This is a genomic window from Streptococcus ovis DSM 16829 (genome assembly GCF_000380125.1).
Classification (GTDB): domain Bacteria; phylum Bacillota; class Bacilli; order Lactobacillales; family Streptococcaceae; genus Streptococcus; species Streptococcus ovis.
Genome location: NZ_KB904563.1, coordinates 242,402 through 260,525, shown reverse-complemented (window position 1 = coordinate 260,525; position 18,124 = coordinate 242,402). Strand labels below are relative to the sequence as shown.

Annotated in this window: 14 protein-coding genes; 7 read left to right on the top strand and 7 right to left on the bottom strand. The window is 38.4% G+C overall.

What is annotated here, in order from left to right; genetic code table 11:
• The first annotated feature begins 45 nt into the window (after nucleotides 1-45).
• The 7 genes from A3I9_RS0102850 (at nucleotide 46) to nrdI (ending at nucleotide 8,262) form a co-directional block, all read left to right on the top strand.
• The gene (locus A3I9_RS0102850) at nucleotides 46-840 is read left to right on the top strand and encodes a J domain-containing protein (RefSeq protein WP_018377581.1); all 795 of its coding nucleotides are present in this window, start codon (nucleotides 46-48) and stop codon (nucleotides 838-840) included.
• Nucleotides 837-2,522, top strand: coding sequence for a molecular chaperone HscC (locus tag A3I9_RS0102845; RefSeq protein ID WP_018377580.1), 1,686 nt, complete (start codon nucleotides 837-839; stop codon nucleotides 2,520-2,522). Before A3I9_RS0102850 ends, A3I9_RS0102845 begins: the two co-directional genes overlap by 4 nt.
• Nucleotides 2,512-4,092, top strand: a complete 1,581-nt coding sequence (locus A3I9_RS13475; protein WP_018377579.1) for a hypothetical protein — start codon at nucleotides 2,512-2,514, stop codon at nucleotides 4,090-4,092. Before A3I9_RS0102845 ends, A3I9_RS13475 begins: the two co-directional genes overlap by 11 nt.
• A gap of 122 nt (nucleotides 4,093-4,214) precedes the next feature.
• Nucleotides 4,215-5,966, top strand: coding sequence for an aspartate--tRNA ligase (aspS, locus tag A3I9_RS0102835; protein WP_018377578.1), 1,752 nt, complete (start codon nucleotides 4,215-4,217; stop codon nucleotides 5,964-5,966).
• Nucleotides 5,959-6,900, top strand: coding sequence for a YitT family protein (locus A3I9_RS0102830; protein ID WP_018377577.1), 942 nt, complete (start codon nucleotides 5,959-5,961; stop codon nucleotides 6,898-6,900). The genes aspS and A3I9_RS0102830 overlap by 8 nt, the downstream gene beginning before the upstream one ends.
• 48 nt (nucleotides 6,901-6,948) lie before the next feature.
• A complete protein-coding gene (locus A3I9_RS0102825; RefSeq protein WP_042361596.1) occupies nucleotides 6,949-7,788 on the top strand; it encodes a YitT family protein in 840 nt (279 codons plus the stop codon).
• Between the two features lie 9 nt (nucleotides 7,789-7,797).
• Nucleotides 7,798-8,262: a class Ib ribonucleoside-diphosphate reductase assembly flavoprotein NrdI gene (gene nrdI, locus A3I9_RS0102820; RefSeq protein WP_018377575.1), complete on the top strand. Its 465-nt coding sequence runs from the start codon at nucleotides 7,798-7,800 to the stop codon at nucleotides 8,260-8,262.
• Nucleotides 8,263-8,278: 16 nt separating this feature from the next.
• Here nrdI and pulA read toward each other — a convergent pair whose 3' ends face one another.
• The 7 genes from pulA to A3I9_RS0102785 form a co-directional block, all read right to left on the bottom strand.
• Complete coding sequence (pulA, locus tag A3I9_RS0102815; RefSeq protein WP_018377574.1) at nucleotides 8,279-10,345, bottom strand: type I pullulanase; 2,067 nt, start codon at nucleotides 10,343-10,345, stop codon at nucleotides 8,279-8,281.
• 19 nt (nucleotides 10,346-10,364) lie between these two features.
• The gene (locus A3I9_RS0102810) at nucleotides 10,365-11,348 is read right to left on the bottom strand and encodes a LacI family DNA-binding transcriptional regulator (RefSeq protein WP_018377573.1); all 984 of its coding nucleotides are present in this window, start codon (nucleotides 11,346-11,348) and stop codon (nucleotides 10,365-10,367) included.
• Nucleotides 11,349-11,358: 10 nt separating this feature from the next.
• Complete coding sequence (locus A3I9_RS0102805; RefSeq protein WP_018377572.1) at nucleotides 11,359-12,135, bottom strand: hypothetical protein; 777 nt, start codon at nucleotides 12,133-12,135, stop codon at nucleotides 11,359-11,361.
• A gap of 169 nt (nucleotides 12,136-12,304) precedes the next feature.
• On the bottom strand, nucleotides 12,305-13,135 hold the full coding sequence (locus tag A3I9_RS0102800; RefSeq protein ID WP_425423176.1) for a sugar ABC transporter permease: 831 nt from the start codon (nucleotides 13,133-13,135) through the stop codon (nucleotides 12,305-12,307).
• Nucleotides 13,136-13,162: 27 nt separating this feature from the next.
• Nucleotides 13,163-14,467, bottom strand: coding sequence for a carbohydrate ABC transporter permease (locus tag A3I9_RS0102795; RefSeq protein ID WP_018377570.1), 1,305 nt, complete (start codon nucleotides 14,465-14,467; stop codon nucleotides 13,163-13,165).
• Between the two features lie 79 nt (nucleotides 14,468-14,546).
• Nucleotides 14,547-15,806 carry an extracellular solute-binding protein gene (locus A3I9_RS0102790; RefSeq protein ID WP_018377569.1) on the bottom strand — a complete coding sequence of 420 codons (1,260 nt, stop codon included), beginning with the start codon at nucleotides 15,804-15,806 and terminating at the stop codon, nucleotides 14,547-14,549.
• A 44-nt stretch (nucleotides 15,807-15,850) separates the two neighbouring features.
• Nucleotides 15,851-18,121 carry an alpha-amylase family glycosyl hydrolase gene (locus A3I9_RS0102785; protein WP_018377568.1) on the bottom strand — a complete coding sequence of 757 codons (2,271 nt, stop codon included), beginning with the start codon at nucleotides 18,119-18,121 and terminating at the stop codon, nucleotides 15,851-15,853.
• Between the last annotated feature and the right edge of the window lie 3 nt (nucleotides 18,122-18,124).

Genomic DNA, 18,124 nt, shown 5'->3' with positions numbered 1-18,124 from the left:
AATAATTGGGTATAATAGGGAAATAATAAGCTAGTGGAGAAGGTTATGCAGACGATTTGGGAGATTTTGGGAATCGAGTGGACAGATGACCTCAAGAGAATTAAGAAAGCGTATGCTGAAAAGATAAAAACAGTCCATCCAGAGGAGAATCCAGAAGGATTTAAAGCCTTACAGACAGCTTATCGCGATGCTATTGCTCTCAGTAAAAATAAACAGCTCAAAAGAAGTTATCAGAGCAGTTCGTTTGAACAAATAGTTGATAATCCGTTCGAGAAGGTAGACAATGAATCGCTTACCAATCCAATCAGCGAGGCTACAGACTTTGAACATGAATTTGATGACATGAGTGATGAGGAGCTGAGCCAAAGAGACCCAGAAATTTCAGTTGAAGACATAGCAAATCCATTTGAAACCTTTCACGATGAGGAACCACTGGTTGAACCAATTGAAACTAAGGAGACGACAGATTCTGAGGATTTAGAACAGGAGAAAGTATTTGAGTTCGGTATTGCCTTTGAGGAGTTAGAAGAAGGGGAGCTGTTTGTCAAAGACTTTAAGGACCAAATGGGGTGGATTTTTACATTTGAGAAAGTCTTGAAACAATTACATGGTCAGCATGTAGAATCATTTTTTGCTTTTGAACATATTCGTCAAGAGATGGAAGATTATCTCTTAAATACCTATATGGTAGGAGAATGGGAAGATCGTATTGCTTTAGTAGCACGGTGCCAACAACTAGGGATGACAACATTAGCTGAATATGTGAAATTGGTTGGCTTCACTTCATTTGAGCATCAAAAAGGACGGAGAACAGTATTAGAAGGGTGGAAAGAGATATGATTTTAGGGATTGATTTAGGAACAACTAATTCATTGGCAGCTGTCTGGCGGGATGGAAAAGCGGAATTGATTCCGAATCATTTTGGTGATTTCTTAACACCATCTGTTGTCGGTTTTTCAGATGAAAAAGAGATTATCGTTGGTAAATTAGCAAAAGAACGACTGATGACACATCCAGATGTGACTCAGTCTCAGTTTAAGCGATTTATGGGAACATCTCAAAAATTATCATTAGGCTATAAAACATATTCTGCAGAAGAATTAAGTGCCTTTGTATTGAAGAAATTAGTGGAAGATGCTGAGATTTACTTGGGCGAAAAAGTAGAAGAAGTGATTATTAGTGTGCCAGCTTATTTTAATGATGAGCAACGTGCAGCCACTAAATTAGCAGGTCAATTAGCTGGTATTAAGGTAGAACGTATTATCAATGAACCTTCTGCAGCTGCCTTGGCCTTACATCAGTCGAAGCAAACAGATGCAACTTATTTGATTATTGATTTTGGTGGAGGCACACTGGATGTTTCTGTTGTTGATGCGTTTTTAAATGTCATTGAAATTGTAACGGTTGCGGGTGATAATCATCTCGGTGGTGAGGACTTTACCCAAGTGATTGTGGATGATTTCTTTAGAGCATGGCCGGGTATCAAAGAAAAAATGACCTCCTCAAATCTAGCACAATTGTATCAGGAGGCAGATAAAGTCAAACAACAGTTAGACCATCACGATACAGCTGGTTTCAAGATCATGATGGATAAGGAATTCTTTAGTTACCAGCTTACCAATAAACGTTATCTCGCTTTGACCAAACCCTTATTAAAAAGAATTGAAATGCCCTTAAAACGCGTATTGAGAGATGCCCAATTAACCCTAGATGATATTTCAGATGTGATTCTGGTTGGTGGGAATACTAAGATGCCACTGGTGAGACAGTATTTATCTTATCTATTGAAACGTAAAGTGTCTGTATCCATCAATCAGGATCAAGCCATTGCATTAGGGTGTGGTGTCATGGCAGGGATTAAAGAAAGACAATCTGATATTAAGGACATGGTACTAACAGATATTTGTCCGTTTACTCTTGGGATTGAAATCGTTGACGGTGAATTTTCCCCGATTATCGAACGAAATACAGTCTTGCCAAGTTCACGAGTTGAAACTTATTATGCAACACGGTACGGTCAGGAATTTATTGATATTCAGATTTATCAAGGGGAACGGATGAAAGCAGCGGAAAATCTCCATCTAGGTGGTTTGCAAGTTATGATTCCCAAAAATATGGCAGATTATGAGAGTGTTGATGTTCGTTTTTCATATGATATCAATGGTATTTTAGAGGTTGATGTACGTGTGAACTCAACTGGTGAAATGCATCAGAAAGTTTTTCTTAGAGATCATCAGCAATTATCAGAAGAAGAAATTGCAGAGAAACGTCAGCATTTAGCAAGTCTGAAACATCATCCAAGAGAATCAGAGCGGTATCAGTTGTTACTATCACGTGCCAATCGTTTTTATGAAGATGCGTTAGGAGATGATCGCAAACGCCTATCTATGTGGATACGAGCGTTTGAGGAAGTTGTTGCAAAGCAAAATCCTCGTGAGATCACACAGGCAAGTGACCAGTTGGAGTGGCAGTTAGATGCTTTCGAGAAGTATCATTCTCAGGGAGGATTTGATGATTTCTAGACAGTTTTTCAGCAAACTAGAGGATGCAACCTATTTGCCAAAAGAAGTTTGGAAACAGGCCTTGTCAGGGACTCCTCAGCAAATTAGTTTAGTACTAAATAGACTCAAACCCAAAGTGATTGCCAGTATAACTGACGAAGGAATACTATTTTTTCTTACTGAGATTCTATCTCATAAAAATTATAAGTATCTGTCTCAGATAAATGAACTCAAGAAGGTATGCCAACGTCGCTTACTAGAATTGGCTAGGGAACAGGCAAGATGGATAACGTATCAGAAGCCCCTCGTGATATTATTTTGGGTGGCGAGAACTGTGTTATTCACGTTATCGGCGTTGACCGTGATGCTTTTTGTACTGAGTGATTCGTCTGATTCTTGGGAATATCTTCAACCTTATTTATTAGAATACATGGCATTAACCTTGATAGGGGTTCTAGGGGGTTCTAATTTCTACCATTTACAAAAACGTCTAGCTATGCCCCATCATTCTTTTTATTTTAAGGATAAGATCCTTAAGCTTCTAGTCATCTTAGGGTTCATTGCATCATGTTTAACATTTCTTAGTTTTATTATGCTTATAATGGGAATAGAATTTAAGTTTCACGATGGAATTTACATAGCGCTCATCCTAATCGTATTAATGAGCAAGGTATTGATGATTGCTAGAATAGAGGAATTTTGGGATCATCCAAATTCACAATGGCCGTTATATCGTTTTTTAGGAGCAGTGCTTCTGATTCTCATTAGTGCAGTTCTAACAACTTTTCGAGCAATACAGTATGGTGACTGGAACCTATTGATTATTTCGGTATTATCGCTGATCATAACTTGGAATTATTGGTTTCAGAATTCTAGTTCTCATTCTTATCCTAGTGTACGATTATTCACTACAATGGTAGGACGCACTTTATGGTATTTATCTGATTTCTATAGTAGTTGCATGTTTCGGTTTGCGACGATTATGTCTCTTGCTGTAATATTTTCTCCAACATTAATGTCATCCATTACTGGAAGTTATCTGATATTGACTTTGTTATTGCTAGTACTGACTATCGGAGTGATGAGTTTGCGAAATAGGAGTATTTCAGTCTTCAAGAGTAAGCTGGTAATGGAAGTAGACAATTATAATAGAGTATTGGAAGATTTATCTTATTTGGTGATTCGTAAGAAGTTAGTTGATTTACCACCTAGAGTGAAGCGATTATCATTAATGATTATACTGATTTATAATATAAAAGGTGGTTTAACAACGATTTTGAGTAATAAGGATTTAGTAGAACATTGGGACGACCTGAAGGATATACTAAACGAATTACATTGTGGACATGTTCGTCAACGGTTAGACGTAGCAAGAGCCTTATACCCTTCAGAATTTCCAGATTTTAATAGCTCATCAGCTGGAAAAGAGTTTTCGGATTACAAAAATCGTATTGCTCAATTAGCTCTTTCTGACAGTGTTCATGGTTTTTGGGTAGAAACATCAATTGAATTACTTCAATTATTACCGATGGTAACTTGGAAAACCTATCGTTATTTTCAAGAAGATAAGACGATGTTGGATTCTTTGTAACTGTAGGCTATCTATAAAATTTTTTATGTTAAGATTTTATTGAAACGTCTACCAATAAGGTAGGCGTTTTTCATGCTTTCTGCTATAATAGTAGGGAATGAATATTTAGATGGAGAAAAATCATGACAGAACGTACGATGTATGCAGGCCGTGTCCGTAATGAGCATATCGGCCAAACCATTACTTTGAAAGGATGGGTAGGTCGTCGCCGTGACCTTGGTGGTTTAATTTTTATTGATTTGCGTGATCGCGAAGGGATTATGCAGTTAGTCATCAATCCTGAAGAAGTAGATGCAGCGGTAATGGCGATTGCTGAAGGTCTTCGCAGTGAATATGTTATCGAAGTAACAGGAACTGTTGAGGCACGTGAACAAGCCAATGAGAAGCTTCCAACAGGGGCGGTCGAGCTAAAAGTGAAACAATTAACAGTATTGAATACTGCTAAAACAACACCATTTGAAATCAAAGATGGTGTAGAAGTAGCAGATGATACGCGTTTGCGCTATCGTTATTTGGATCTTCGTCGTCCAGAAATGTTGGAAAACTTTAAATTACGTGCTAAAGTCACACACTCAATTCGCAACTATCTTGATGGCTTAGAATTTATTGATGTGGAAACACCGATGTTGACCAAATCAACGCCAGAAGGTGCGCGTGATTACTTGGTACCGAGCCGTGTGAACCAAGGACATTTCTATGCCTTGCCACAAAGTCCACAGATTACCAAACAACTTTTGATGAATGCTGGTTTTGATCGCTATTATCAAATCGTAAAATGCTTCCGTGATGAAGATTTGCGTGGCGACCGTCAGCCAGAATTTACTCAAGTTGATTTGGAAACTTCATTCTTGTCTGAACAGGAAATTCAAGACATTGTGGAAGGTATGATTGCCAAAGTGATGAAGGATACGAAAGGGGTCGATGTAACCCTACCATTCCCACGGATGGCTTACGATGATGCGATGAACCTCTATGGTTCTGACAAGCCAGATACACGCTTTGAGATGCTCTTGCAAGACGTGACAGAGCTTGTGAAGAATGTGGAGTTTAAGGTGTTCTCAGAAGCTCCTGCTGTTAAAGCCATTGTTGTCAAAGGCAATGCGGACAAGTATTCTCGTAAAGATATTGATAAATTGACAGAGTTTGCCAAGCAATTTGGTGCAAAAGGTCTTGCTTGGGTCAAAATGACGGATGGATCACTTGCAGGTCCAGTAGCTAAGTTCTTGACAGAGATTGAAGCAGAGTTGACAACAGCTTTACAGTTGGAAGACAATGACTTGGTGCTCTTTGTAGCAGACACTCTTGAAGTGGCTAACAATACACTCGGTGCACTTCGTGGTCGCATCGCCAAAGAACTTGACATGATTGACAATGCGAAGTTTAATTTCTTGTGGGTTGTGGATTGGCCAATGTTCGAATGGTCTGAAGAAGAAGGCCGTTACATGTCTGCCCACCATCCCTTTACCTTGCCAACAGCTGAATCTGCTCATGAATTAGAAGGCGATTTGGCCAAGGTACGTGCAGTAGCCTACGACATCGTCCTCAATGGATATGAGCTTGGCGGTGGTAGTCTTCGTATCAACCAAAAAGAACTGCAAGAACGGATGTTAACAGCACTTGGCTTCTCGCAAGAAGATGCCTATGAACAGTTTGGTTTCTTACTAGAAGCTATGGACTACGGTTTCCCACCACATGGTGGCTTGGCAATCGGATTGGATCGCTTTGTCATGCTTTTAGCAGGTAAAGACAACATCCGTGAAGTGATTGCCTTCCCTAAAAATAACAAGGCAACCGATCCAATGACCCAAGCACCAAGCGTAGTAGCTGACAAACAATTAGAGGAATTGGCATTATCAATCAAAGACAATGGTTAAGAAAACAACTTTCAAAAAAAGAGTTAAATTCATTATCGGTCGTTTGGCCAAGAAATTTGGCCTCTTCCACACCCTTCAAAGTATTTCAAGAGAAAAATATGCAGAGAAGATTTCAGCCTCTCTCTTTTATGGATTGATGTCCGCTATTGCGGTCAATTTCTTCTTTCAACCAGGGCATGTGTACTCTAGCGGTGTTACAGGATTGGCACAAGTTTTGTCTGCTGTCAGTATGCGGTACCTTGGCTATACGGTTCCTGTAGCGGTTGCTTTTTATGCTATTAACATCCCCTTACTCATACTCGCTTGGTATAAGATTGGACATAAGTTTACCGTCTTTACCTTTATTACGGTTACCTTGAGCTCTCTTTTCATTCAGATTATACCTCAAGTAACCTTGACGCCCGATCCCTTAATCAATGCGATTTTTGGTGGATTAGTGATGGGGACAGGAGTTGGATATAGCCTCAAATCACGGATTTCAAGTGGAGGGACTGACATTGTCAGCTTGACCATTCGTAAGATGACAGGGCGCAATGTTGGTAGTATCTCTCTTATGGTGAACGGCGTGATTATGATATTTGCTGGACTCTTATTTGGCTGGCAATACGCTCTCTATTCTATGATTACCATCTTTGTGTCTAGCCGTGTAACGGATGCTCTCTTTACGAAACAGAAAAAGATGCAAGCCATGATTGTAACGAGTCAACCAGAGAAGGTTATTCAAATGATTCATAAAAAATTGCATCGTGGTGTAACTTGTATCAATGATGCGGAAGGTACCTATAATCATGAGAAAAAATTTGTCCTAATTACCATTATCACTTGTGAAGAATACAGTGATTTTAAATATTTTATGCAGAAGGCAGATTCAAAAGCTTTTGTGTCTGTTGCAGAGAATGTTCATGTCATGGGACGATTTAATGATGTGGAATAAAGGGGGATAGCGACTGTGGAATACAATTTTCGTGCGAAAAATTTTATCATGATTGCTTTAGGCGCGGCTATTTATGCCTTTGGTTTTGTGTATTTTTACATGGCAAATAAAGTGGCAGGTAGTGGAATTGCTGGCTTGACACTGATTTTCCACAATCTTTTCGGAGTGAATCCGACTTACTCTGGTTATTTCATTAATTTTCCATTGGTTTTATTGGGGGCCTATCTCTTTGGCAGGAAGGCCATGGTGTATACGGTTGAAGGTATTGCTTCCCTTTACTTTTTTGTCTGGTTCTTTCAGAAGATTCCTTTTTCGGTTGATTTGGGGCAGGATTACTTGGTAATCTCCTTAATCTCGGGCATTATTGGAGGATTGGGCGGAGGGATTGTTTTTCGATATGGAGGGACTATTGGAGGATCCGATATTGTTGCTCGCGTGATAGAAGACAAACTAGGTATTCAGCTCAACCAAGCCTTACTAGCCTTTGATATTTTTGTCATGGTGTTGTCCCTCACTTATATTTCACTTCCGAAGATGATGTATGCATTGATTGCCAGTTTTATGTATAGTCAAGTTGTTAAATTAGTGCAAAATGGTGGTTACTCCGTTCGTGGAATGATGGTGATTTCAGACCAAGCAGACAGCATTTCACGGGAAATTATAGAAAAACTCGGCCGAGGAGTGACCTATTTACGAGGTGAAGGCGCCTATTCTGGGAAGGAAAAGAAAGTTCTTTATGTTGCTTTAAGTCCACAGGATGTGCGAGAGGCGAAGGTCTTAATTCATCAGCTGGATGAATCAGCCTTTATATCTATTTTTAATATTGATGAGGTGCAGAGCCCAGAATTTATCGCAGCCCGGAGTAAGTACCGCAAGCGGATACGTTAGGAGGAATGCATGAGAAAAATTTATTTGGTCTATATTAGTTTGAGTGGCAATACGCAAAGTTTTGTCCGTCGCTTAAAGACCTTTTTACAATTTCAGACAGATTGGGACATAGAAGAAGTCCATGTCAAAGACTTGGTGAAAGAGGGCGTTGAGTTTTACGCTTTGGATGCGCCATTTGTTGCCTTTTTACCAACCTATTTAGAAGGTGGTAACGGTGTGGATTCTGGCGATGTTGAAATTTTAACCAATCCATTGGGGGATTTTATTGCCCATGCAGATAATGTCTCTCGCTGTTTAGGTATTGTGGGTTCGGGAAACCGAAATTTCAACCATCAATACTGTTTGACAGCTAAGCAATACAGCCAACGATTTGGTTTTCCAGTTTTAGATAATTTTGAGTTACGTGGCCTAAACAATGATGTTGAACGTGTGGGACGTAAAGTGATTGCTGTAATGACAAATTTGTCTGAATAAAAAGAAAAACTTCCAATTATTTTTTGGAAGTTTTTTTGTGGATAAGTGTACAGATACTTTGACCTGCAATCAGAATTTGTTTTTGAGAGTTATCCACAACCGGTGGATAAGTAAACTGAATCACTTGCTCTTCTTCTTTTGTATAAAGGAAATCTCTTGTTGAAAAGTTGATAATAAACTGGATGGTTTCCGTTTCTGAAGATACTTGGTATCTTAGAACAAAATCAGTTAACCAGTAAAAGTCACAATTTTTTTGAATCTCTTCATAGCTTGTTAATGATAAGCTAGGATGGGCTTTGCGAAAGGCAATCAGTTCTTGGATAAATTGAATGTGTTCTTGATAGTGGACAGCCCGCGTCCAATCAACTTGATTGATGGCATCTGGGCTATTATAGGTGTTTTCTAATTCCCCTTTAGTACGGAAAAATTCTTGACCGCTGTGGATAAAGGTTAATCCTTGAGAAATCAATACCAGTTGTAACCCGAAACTAGCTGCTCGTTTTTGCGCATGCCGACTCAAATGCGGTTGCTGAATATGGACGTAGTCAAATAAGGTCGCATTATCATGGCATTCAAGATAATTAAGTGATTGTTGCGGGCTAATAAAATGACTATATCGGCTAGCAGCTAATACATTTTGGATTGTTTCGCGAATATGGTATTCATGCAAGTCTGATGGATAAAGTAAAATTTTCTTCAGTGTATCGCGATAGTGATCGTTGAAGAAGGCAAGGGTAGGCAATTGGGATGCATTGTACTGATGAGCTAGTTCTTCATAAGGTAGACCGGTCCCCATTCGCCAGCCCTCTCCATACAGATAAATGTTCGGATGGAGTTCTTGGAGTTCACTTGCAATTTCTTGCATGGTTTGACGATCTAAGATTCCCATTAAGTCAAAGCGGAAACCATCAAAACCATAGAGAGTGACCCATTGCTTAAGGGAGTGTTTGATGTAGTTGCGTACCATGCTCCGTTCGCTAGCCACATCATTCCCACAGAAAGTCCCATCAGTTCGACGATCTTGCTGATCGTAACGATAGAAGTAGCCTGGTACAATTCTTTCAAAGGCGTAAGTCTCTGCATGATAGACATGGTTGTAGACCACATCCATAATCACACCAAGATCCGCATCATGGTAGGCCTGAATAGCTGCCTGTAACTCTACAATACGGGCGTAGGGATCGTTTGGATTGGAAGAAAAAGAGCCTTCAGGAACATTGTACTGCACAGGGTCGTATCCCCAGTTATACACAATTTCGGGGTGAAGTTCATCGACACTTCCAAAGTCATAGAGAGGCATCAGCTGGATGTGGGTGACTCCCAGTGACTTCACATAATCCATCCCCAGAGAATAGCCATCTAGTTGAGGAGATTCTGTTAATCCGCTAAATTGTCCTCTGTGTTTAAAGCCTGCTTCTTGCTGTTGGGAAAAATCCCGAACACTCATCTCATAAAGAATGGCTTGTGATAGAGGAATTTGTGTCGTTGCACGTGTTGGTGTGGCTAGCTTCTCTGGATTGATGACCACACTTGCTCCTGAATTTGGTAAAGACGATAAGGCATAAGGGTCGTGCACTTCGACCCATTCTCCGTTGACTCGGTGAAGATAGTAGTAAGAATGCCCATCCCAATCTCCTGAAATAGTGGCTGACCAAACTCCCTTTTCGAATTTTGAGAGAGGGTAGGTTATCCCATCTAAGAGAAGCAAGACTTGTTTTGAAATGGGAGCCCATAATTTAAAGGTGGTCTGATTTGGCTGGTAATTGGCTCCTAAATCATTTCCATCATAGGTGAAGGCTTTTTCAAATACTTCACCACGTACAATGGCACCGTAAGCCAGTTCGGAATGGTTGCGGTCTTGGTCATAAACGGTATAAGTTGTATCTAAATTGAAATGATGGAAACTGGTCAACAGGTAGGTAACCAGTACCTCCTCTTCAATTCGACGTTGGATAAAGAGTTCGAATGTTTCTTGTTCGGACTCAATAGTAAAGGACATCTGATTAGTGTCGAAGCGTTTTTCCATTACCAATCGAATGGTGGCCACATCATCAAGATAAGGCTGGAATTGTCGTAGGGCCATGGGACAGAGGGCTCCTTTCTTAAAGTTCAATAATAGAATGTGGAATCACATGACGGTAGCAAATTTGCTTTCCTTCCTTGTGATCGCTAATGATTTGTAAGAGGGTGTCAAAAGAAGCCTCTCCAAGCTGAATCGCATTGATATTGACATAGGCATCAATGTTAATTTTAGGTTTAACAGAATCAAATGAAATGATAGGGAGTTTTTGGTGTGTTTCTTGTAAGTAGCTAAGGGCCCCTTCAGCAACCATTGTATCAGTAGTGACAATAGCATCTAATTCTTGTTTGGTGAAGCGCTTTGTCATCTTATAGCTGCTTTCTTCTAAAAGGAAACCGGAAGTAAATTTCACTCTACTTTCATCTAGAGGCAGGTGATGGGCCTTCAGGGCCTGTTTGTATCCCTCATAGCGGTCTTGAGAAACAATCAGTTCCTTATTTCCTGCAACAAACCCAATATTCTTATACCCTTTGTCAATCAAATAGGTGGTGGCTTCATAACTAGCTCTGACATTGTCATTATCCACAAGAGAAATAAATGGTGAAGTCGCCTTTCCAAGAATCAAGAAAGGGAAGTTGTTCTCAATTGCTAAATTGACCAATGGATCATCGGGCATAGAGTATAGGAAAATAAGACCATCTACCCGCTTCCCGTAAACCATCTGAGAAATAGCTTCCAATCTCTGCTGATCATCTTTTCCAGTACTAATTTGAATCGCATAGTTATGGTCCGCTGCTGCATGAGAAATACCACGCAAAGCCTGAGGAAAGAAAGGATTTTGATAAAAGACATCTGAATCTGTTGGTAAGACAAGTCCGATGACGTGTGTCTGACTAGATACGAGACTTCTAGCATTGAGGTTGGGGTGATAATTTAAATCCTTCATTGCTTGACGCACCACATCCTTTGTCTTCTGGCTGATGGAAGGACTATTTTGTACGACACGAGTCACAGTTGAAGGGGAAACACCAGCTAATCTGGCAACATCTTTGATAGTAGTGCGCATAGAAATTTCCTTACCTTTCTTCTTGGAAGTGGGTCTTATAGAATACCCAAGTTAGTAATAAAACAAACAATACATTTTGTACCATGATGACAGAAAGTGATGAAGGGGAAAATAGTCCACTTAGGCAAGCTAATAGGCTAGGAATTCCTAAGCAATTAAGAGTAAAGGTGTAAGATTCACCAAAATTTTTGAAATCAAAGAATTTAGTACGTGAAACCAGATAGAGAATGGCACTGACACCTATAATTAATAGTAATGTATTAAAGGTAATAAGGACGGCTGATATTCCTAGTAATAAAAAGCTTGCTGACACTCTATTTTCCAAAAACCAAGTTTGAGAAATAGCTGATGTCAACTTATTTTTGGATTGAAAGTCCTCTGTTGAAAGAATTTGATAGGACAGTTTTGCTAATTCAGTTTCATCCTTTCGAATTGTTACCTTATCCGCTCCAAATTGATACGAAATGCCACGAGTAGGTTTGGATTTATTTCCAAAGTAAACATGGGAACTGTTTTTTCCAGATTGAGAAAGTGTGTGATTATCTAGTTGCACGGTCTTTAGATTTTCCATTACTGTATTTGAAAATGGAGTATAGATTCCATCAACAATTGTTTCTAATGGATAGGTTTTCAATTGGGAAATATGAATAGCATTTGGAATCAATAATAGACTGATTAAGAAAATTGTAGTCAATAATTTTTGCCAAAAACGTAGATGAGTTCGTCCCGAAAAGATTCGCCTTGCTATGATTATATTTGAGAAGTAAGAAATAGGATAGGGCAACATGTAATCTCCTTTCTAGTTGATAAGTGAATATCCTCTCAAACACTATACCACAAAATGGTTGAAGTTGCTTGAAATCTCTCTAGTTTCTACTGAAATGAAAGAAGTGGCAAGTTTCCTTGGACCACCCTTTCTACTATATTAAAAAATGAAGAGGAATAATGAATTTTATTTACCCTTTGGTTCCTCCATTTGTTAAGCCAGAGACAAAATTCTTTTGTAAGAAGAAGAAGAGAATAGAGATTGGGACAGCGATCAAAATGGCACCAGCAGCAAAAAGAGTGACTTTAGGATTTTTCGCATCTGATATAAAGGTTTGAAGTCCAACAGCTACTGTATAATATTCTGGTGAACGAAGAAGGAATTTTGCTAACATGAAGTCACCAAATGGGCCCATAAATGCCCAAAGAGCCTGTACAGCAATCATAGGACGAACAAGAGGAAGGACGATTTGTCCAAATATCCGTAAATGTCCAGCACCATCTAGCTTAGCAGATTCATCTAAATCATAAGGAACGGTATCAAAGTAACCTTTCATGAGCCAAGCATTCATTGGGATTCCTCCTCCGACATAAATGAGAATAAGGAACCAATAATGGTTGAGAGCATTGAAAAGCCATGCCATAACGAAGAATGCTGTCAAAGATGCTGTCGTTGGAACCATCTGAACAATCAGAAAGAAAATTAAACTTTTTTTCTTTCCAATAAAGTTGTAACGGCTATATGCATATCCTGTTAATGTAATGACCGTCACTTGAATGAGCATAGTAATTGTCGCGACGATTAATGTATTTAAATACCAACGGCCATATAAAGTTTCAGTAAATAAATACCGAAAATTATCGAATGTCCACTTGCTACTGAGATTCAATGTAAATGCAATGTTATTCCCAGCTTTGAAGGCAGAACTAGTTGTTACTAAGACAGGAAATAAGATAATAATAGAAACAAGTATGAGAAATGCATAAGTCAAAAATGAGGATAGCAAGCGCTTTTGTCTCATACTACTTTTTAATTTTATATGACTCATTTAATTATCCTCCATATTGAATGCATTAAATTTCTTGAAAGATAGTAGTGATACAGAAATAACAATCACGGAAATAACAAGCGTTACGGCTGCTGCAATTGAGAATTGTGGTGCGTTTTGTGTTGTTAATTTGTAAATCCAAGAAATCAAGATATCTGTAGAACCAGCTCCTCCTCCAACGCTACCAGGTCCACCGTTATTAAAGAGGTAAATGATAGAAAAATTATTGAAGTTGAAGGTATATTGAGAAATAAATGTTGGCGCTGCAACAGCTAGAATCATTGGAAGAGTAATCTTCCAAAACTTTTGTAAAGCAGTCGCACCATCAACAGTTGCGGCTTCGTACAAATCTTGAGGGATAGATTGTAGGATACCTGATACTAATATGTAGATATACGGGAATCCTAGCCAGCCTTGAATCATGATAACAGCGACTTTTGTCCATGTAGGGTCTGTTTTCCAAGGAATCAATCCAAAATCTAGGAACGGGAAAATACTTTCAATAAATGGAATGACTTGTAGATTCATTGCTCCAATAGAATCATTAAAGAAATTACTGAAGCTCATGATAGAAACAAATCCTGGGATGGCCCACGGAAGCAAGAAGATAACTCCAAATACACGTTTAAATTTGATACCAGGTTGGTTAGAAATAATAGCTACTAAAACTCCAATGACAATTTGTAAGCTAGAAGATATCAATGTCCATATAACTGTCCACGAAAGTACAGACAGAAATGCACTTTTAAAGGTACTTAACTGAACAATATTTAAGAAGTTTTTAAATCCAACCCAGTCAAGTAAGCGATGTGGTGGAATATGTCTAAAGTCATAGTTGGTAAAAGCAATTAAGAGTGTGACAATGACCGGGAAGACAATTGCAAATATCATTGAGAGATAGGCCGGAATGATGAGGAGATAGGCAAAGCCTTTATCGTAAATTCCAGAAACTACTTCTTTTAGTGTCCTTGGGACATGTTCACCTTGATTGATTAAACGAGCAGTCTTTCTTGCATCAATCATTGCTATAATATGAAAAGCGATGATGAGTAGAAAGGCAATAATTTGTATAGCACCTTCAATTAACATAAAGAGAGAGTGGTCTTCTACAGGAGTAGTTCCTAAAGTAAATAAACCTGTAATTGCTGAAACTCCGAAGACGACAATCTCAATCATTTCTACCATAAAAATTAGTAGGAAACAGATTCCTTTTACTATCTGTTGATTGTATATCTGCCCCAACCCAGGAATTAGGGAGAGGAGCATGGCTAATTTTTCATGTTGCTTTTTCCCTTTATCTAACATATTCTCCTTCTTTCTATGAAGTATGGGTAGTAAAAACTGGACATTAAGTAGATAATGCCCAGTTAATCACTACAATAGATTATTCGCCATATTTTTGTTCAATTGCATCTTTGATTGTCTTTAGAGCATCCTTTGAAGCTTGTTCAGCGGACTTGCCACCTGATACAACATCAAAGTACATAGTTGCAGATGGTTCCCAAACTTCAGCCATTTGAGGGATATTTGGCATTGGTTGAGAGTTTTCAAATTGTTCAATAACGGCTTTAGTGAGTTCATTACCTTTTTCAGCTGCATGCTCACGTGCTACAGTATTAGCAGGAATTTCTTGAGTTTGATCGTAGAAAGCTTTTTGATTTTCTTCGTTTGTAACATAGTCAAGGAATTTTTGAGCGACTTTTTGGTTTTTAGAGTAATTTGAGATTACCCATGCTTTACCACCAGCAAATGGGCTATATTCTTTACCATTTGGAAGTGTAGGAATTTTAGCGGCTCCATAATTTACTCCCGCATCTTTAAATGATGCAGCAACCCAAGGGCCATCAATCAAGGCACCAACTTTTCCTTCAATAAATTGATCTGATGCGAAACTACCAGCTTTTGTCATATCTTGCATACCTTGAGGCCACTGAGCATACCAAGATTTAGCGTAATCTAATGCTTTCAAAGCGTCACCAGATGCAATACCAACATCACTTGCGTCAGTACCATTTTTACCAAATGCATAACCACCATAACCAGCTGTTAAACCGTATGAATAGTAGAAGTTAGTCCAGTTAGCTAAGAAACCAGTAGCTTTTCCTTCTTCTGATGCAAATTTGAATGCTTCGTTGGATTGTAATTTTTCAAGATCTGCAAAGTTTTTTGGTGTTTCTGGAACAAAGTCCTTATTGTAATAGAGAACAAGTGTTTCGATAACAGATGGCTCGCCATATGTAACCCCATCCAATTGAACGAGTTTTTTTACAGTATCGTCAAATTGTTCTTTGTTTCCAAGTTTAACTTCTGCGATGTGTCCTTCTGATCCGAGACCACCTACACGGTCGTAAGGAGCCATCATTACGTCTGGAGAAGCTCCTGTTGGACCATCAATTGGTAAGTTCGTCAACACATCACTTTGGTCAACTTCCTTAACTTCTACTTTGACACCATTTTCTTTTTCAAAATCGGCTTTGATACCTTCGATATAGTCAACATACAGTTTATCTACTCCGACTGTTAACTTGTCAGAGCCAGATGATTCTGAAGATTTTGAGTCTTTACCACCGCTACATGCAGCTAAAGAAAGTACAGATGCTGCAATTAAAGTTGAGAAAGCAGCTTTCTTAATATTAAATTTCATAATAATAATCCTCCTAATTTTTTTGTTAATTATGAAATAACGAGTTATTGATTCCATTGATAAATCGGGGTATCTACAACACCAGAAGTTTTAGTGGATGATTTTATAGTACGTTCAGATATGTTTTCTTCCCAGAGAACCTGCCCTGTAGAATCTTTTTTGATGAATTTAAACTTAATTTCCTTATTAGCAGGGACACTAACAGGAAGATACCATTCTGGATGTTGTGGATTTAGGAAAGCTTCAGAAGATTTGTTAACATCCCAGTCACCTAATTCAGGAATATTTCCAACAACATAAATATTTTCACCAGGCCGAGTTTCGGCTTTTACGTGGAAAATTATTTGAGTTTGATCACCTGATAGAACGTTGTAATCAATTTCATTACTAATACCTGTTGGGGTCGAGACAGTAACTTTATTATATCCTGGTTTTGCACCCTCGGGAACTTTTACAGTGATTTTTCCTCCATCATTAGCCAATATTTGAGTTTCAATATCTCCAAATTTGACACTTGTGGCATTTTCAAATCCTTTACCATGTATATAAACTGTATTTCCTGCTCTACCCATAGTTGAAATAATATCCCCAATTTCAGGTGTAGAAACTTCAGAATCCTTAGAAATCCATACATTCACCTCCCCACCGGATAATTGTAAATTGGAAATGGTTCCATTATTTACGGAAACATCAGAGCCATTTAGAAGTCCTTTTAATGAGTCTAAATGCTGTCCGTTTGGTAAGTTTGTATGTACAGTAGGGATAGTAGAGGTTTTATCTGGCTGCCGATTGATAGCAATTAAAGCGACATCGTCATAAAATTTTCTTTCAAAAACAATAACATCATCATCGCTATACATAATGTTTGTTTCACCATAAGCAATCGCATCGCTCTCTTTACGAATATCAGACATTGCTTTAATAAGTTTATAAGCAGTTGTATCGGTATTAAATGAGCTATTTTTGTCCATGAAGACTCGACCAGCTACATCACTTGAGTCTCCAGGTCGTACATATTGTTCGGTACCGTAATAAATATTAGGTATACCTCGGCTTGTCAAAAGAGCAGCAAGTCCTGCATTGTAAACTTTTTCGTTATGTTGTATATGTCCAAACCTTGTTACATCGTGATTATCGATGAATGTAACAGCTTGGTTTTCGTATTCATAGTCATTTTGTGTATATTGTAACATTTCTCCAAAATCACGCATTGATTTAGAGAAATCACCAAAAGTAGAGGTGAGTGAACGATACATTTCAAAGTCTAAATTATTGACTCCAGTTTGTTTAGGGAAATATACATAGTCGTTGTATTTAGAATCAGGTCGTCCTATGAAGTATTCACCGAAATGAGAAATAGTTGTTCTATCAGCTACACTATCTTTAAGACCTTTTACAAAAGCAGGGTTCATATGTAAAGTAGCATCATGTCGAAGGCCATCAATACCTAAATCTACCCAATAGTTAGTTGCTGTTTCCAGAAAGTTGACAACAGATTCATTTTCCTGAGAGAAATCTGCTAGTGATCCTAATTCTTTATTCCGAAAAGCCCAGCGACTATCATCTCCTGCTCGATCACCATAGTGATGGAACCAACCGTTTTTATCATTATTCGGATCAGCTATAAGATTTTCCACTATTCCATCTTTATTGAAATCATAAGGGTTTCCATTCTCATCAATTGCATATTGACCATTTTCCATTTTATCAGGAGCGTATAGTTTACCGTCTTCGGCGGAAAATCCAGTTGTTGGGTTTTGGTACCGACTTGTATGATTTGTGACAAAATCGATAACAAGTTTTATATCATTTTTGTGAAGAGCATCCCTTAATTCTTTAAATTCATTGAGTGTTCCAAAATGTTTATTTGTAGCAAAGTAATTTCTTACATGGTAACCATGAAAGCTAGTCCACTTGTCTATGCTACCATCTGATTGATGGTCTAGTATTTCTGTATCACGATTTTCATATGGAGCAGAAATCCAAACAGCAGTAATACCCATGTTTTTTAAATATGGGATTTTCTTAATAATTCCTTGCCAGTCTCCGCCTTGGTACAATTTTAGATCAGAACCTGTACCATCAAATAGAGCCGGATCAAAACCGCTAGGAACATTATTGGAAGGGTCTCCATCTGAAAAACGATCTGTGATGATTTGGTAGATGGTATCTTTAGAAGTCACAGGTCCTAATGAATAAGAATTTTCTGCAGCATGGATGATAGAGGGCGAATTAGATAAGGGTGTTAAAAAGGAAGAAAGCAATATTGCACTGGCAGAAATATTAATAGCTATTTTTGAGAGTCTTTTTGACATATT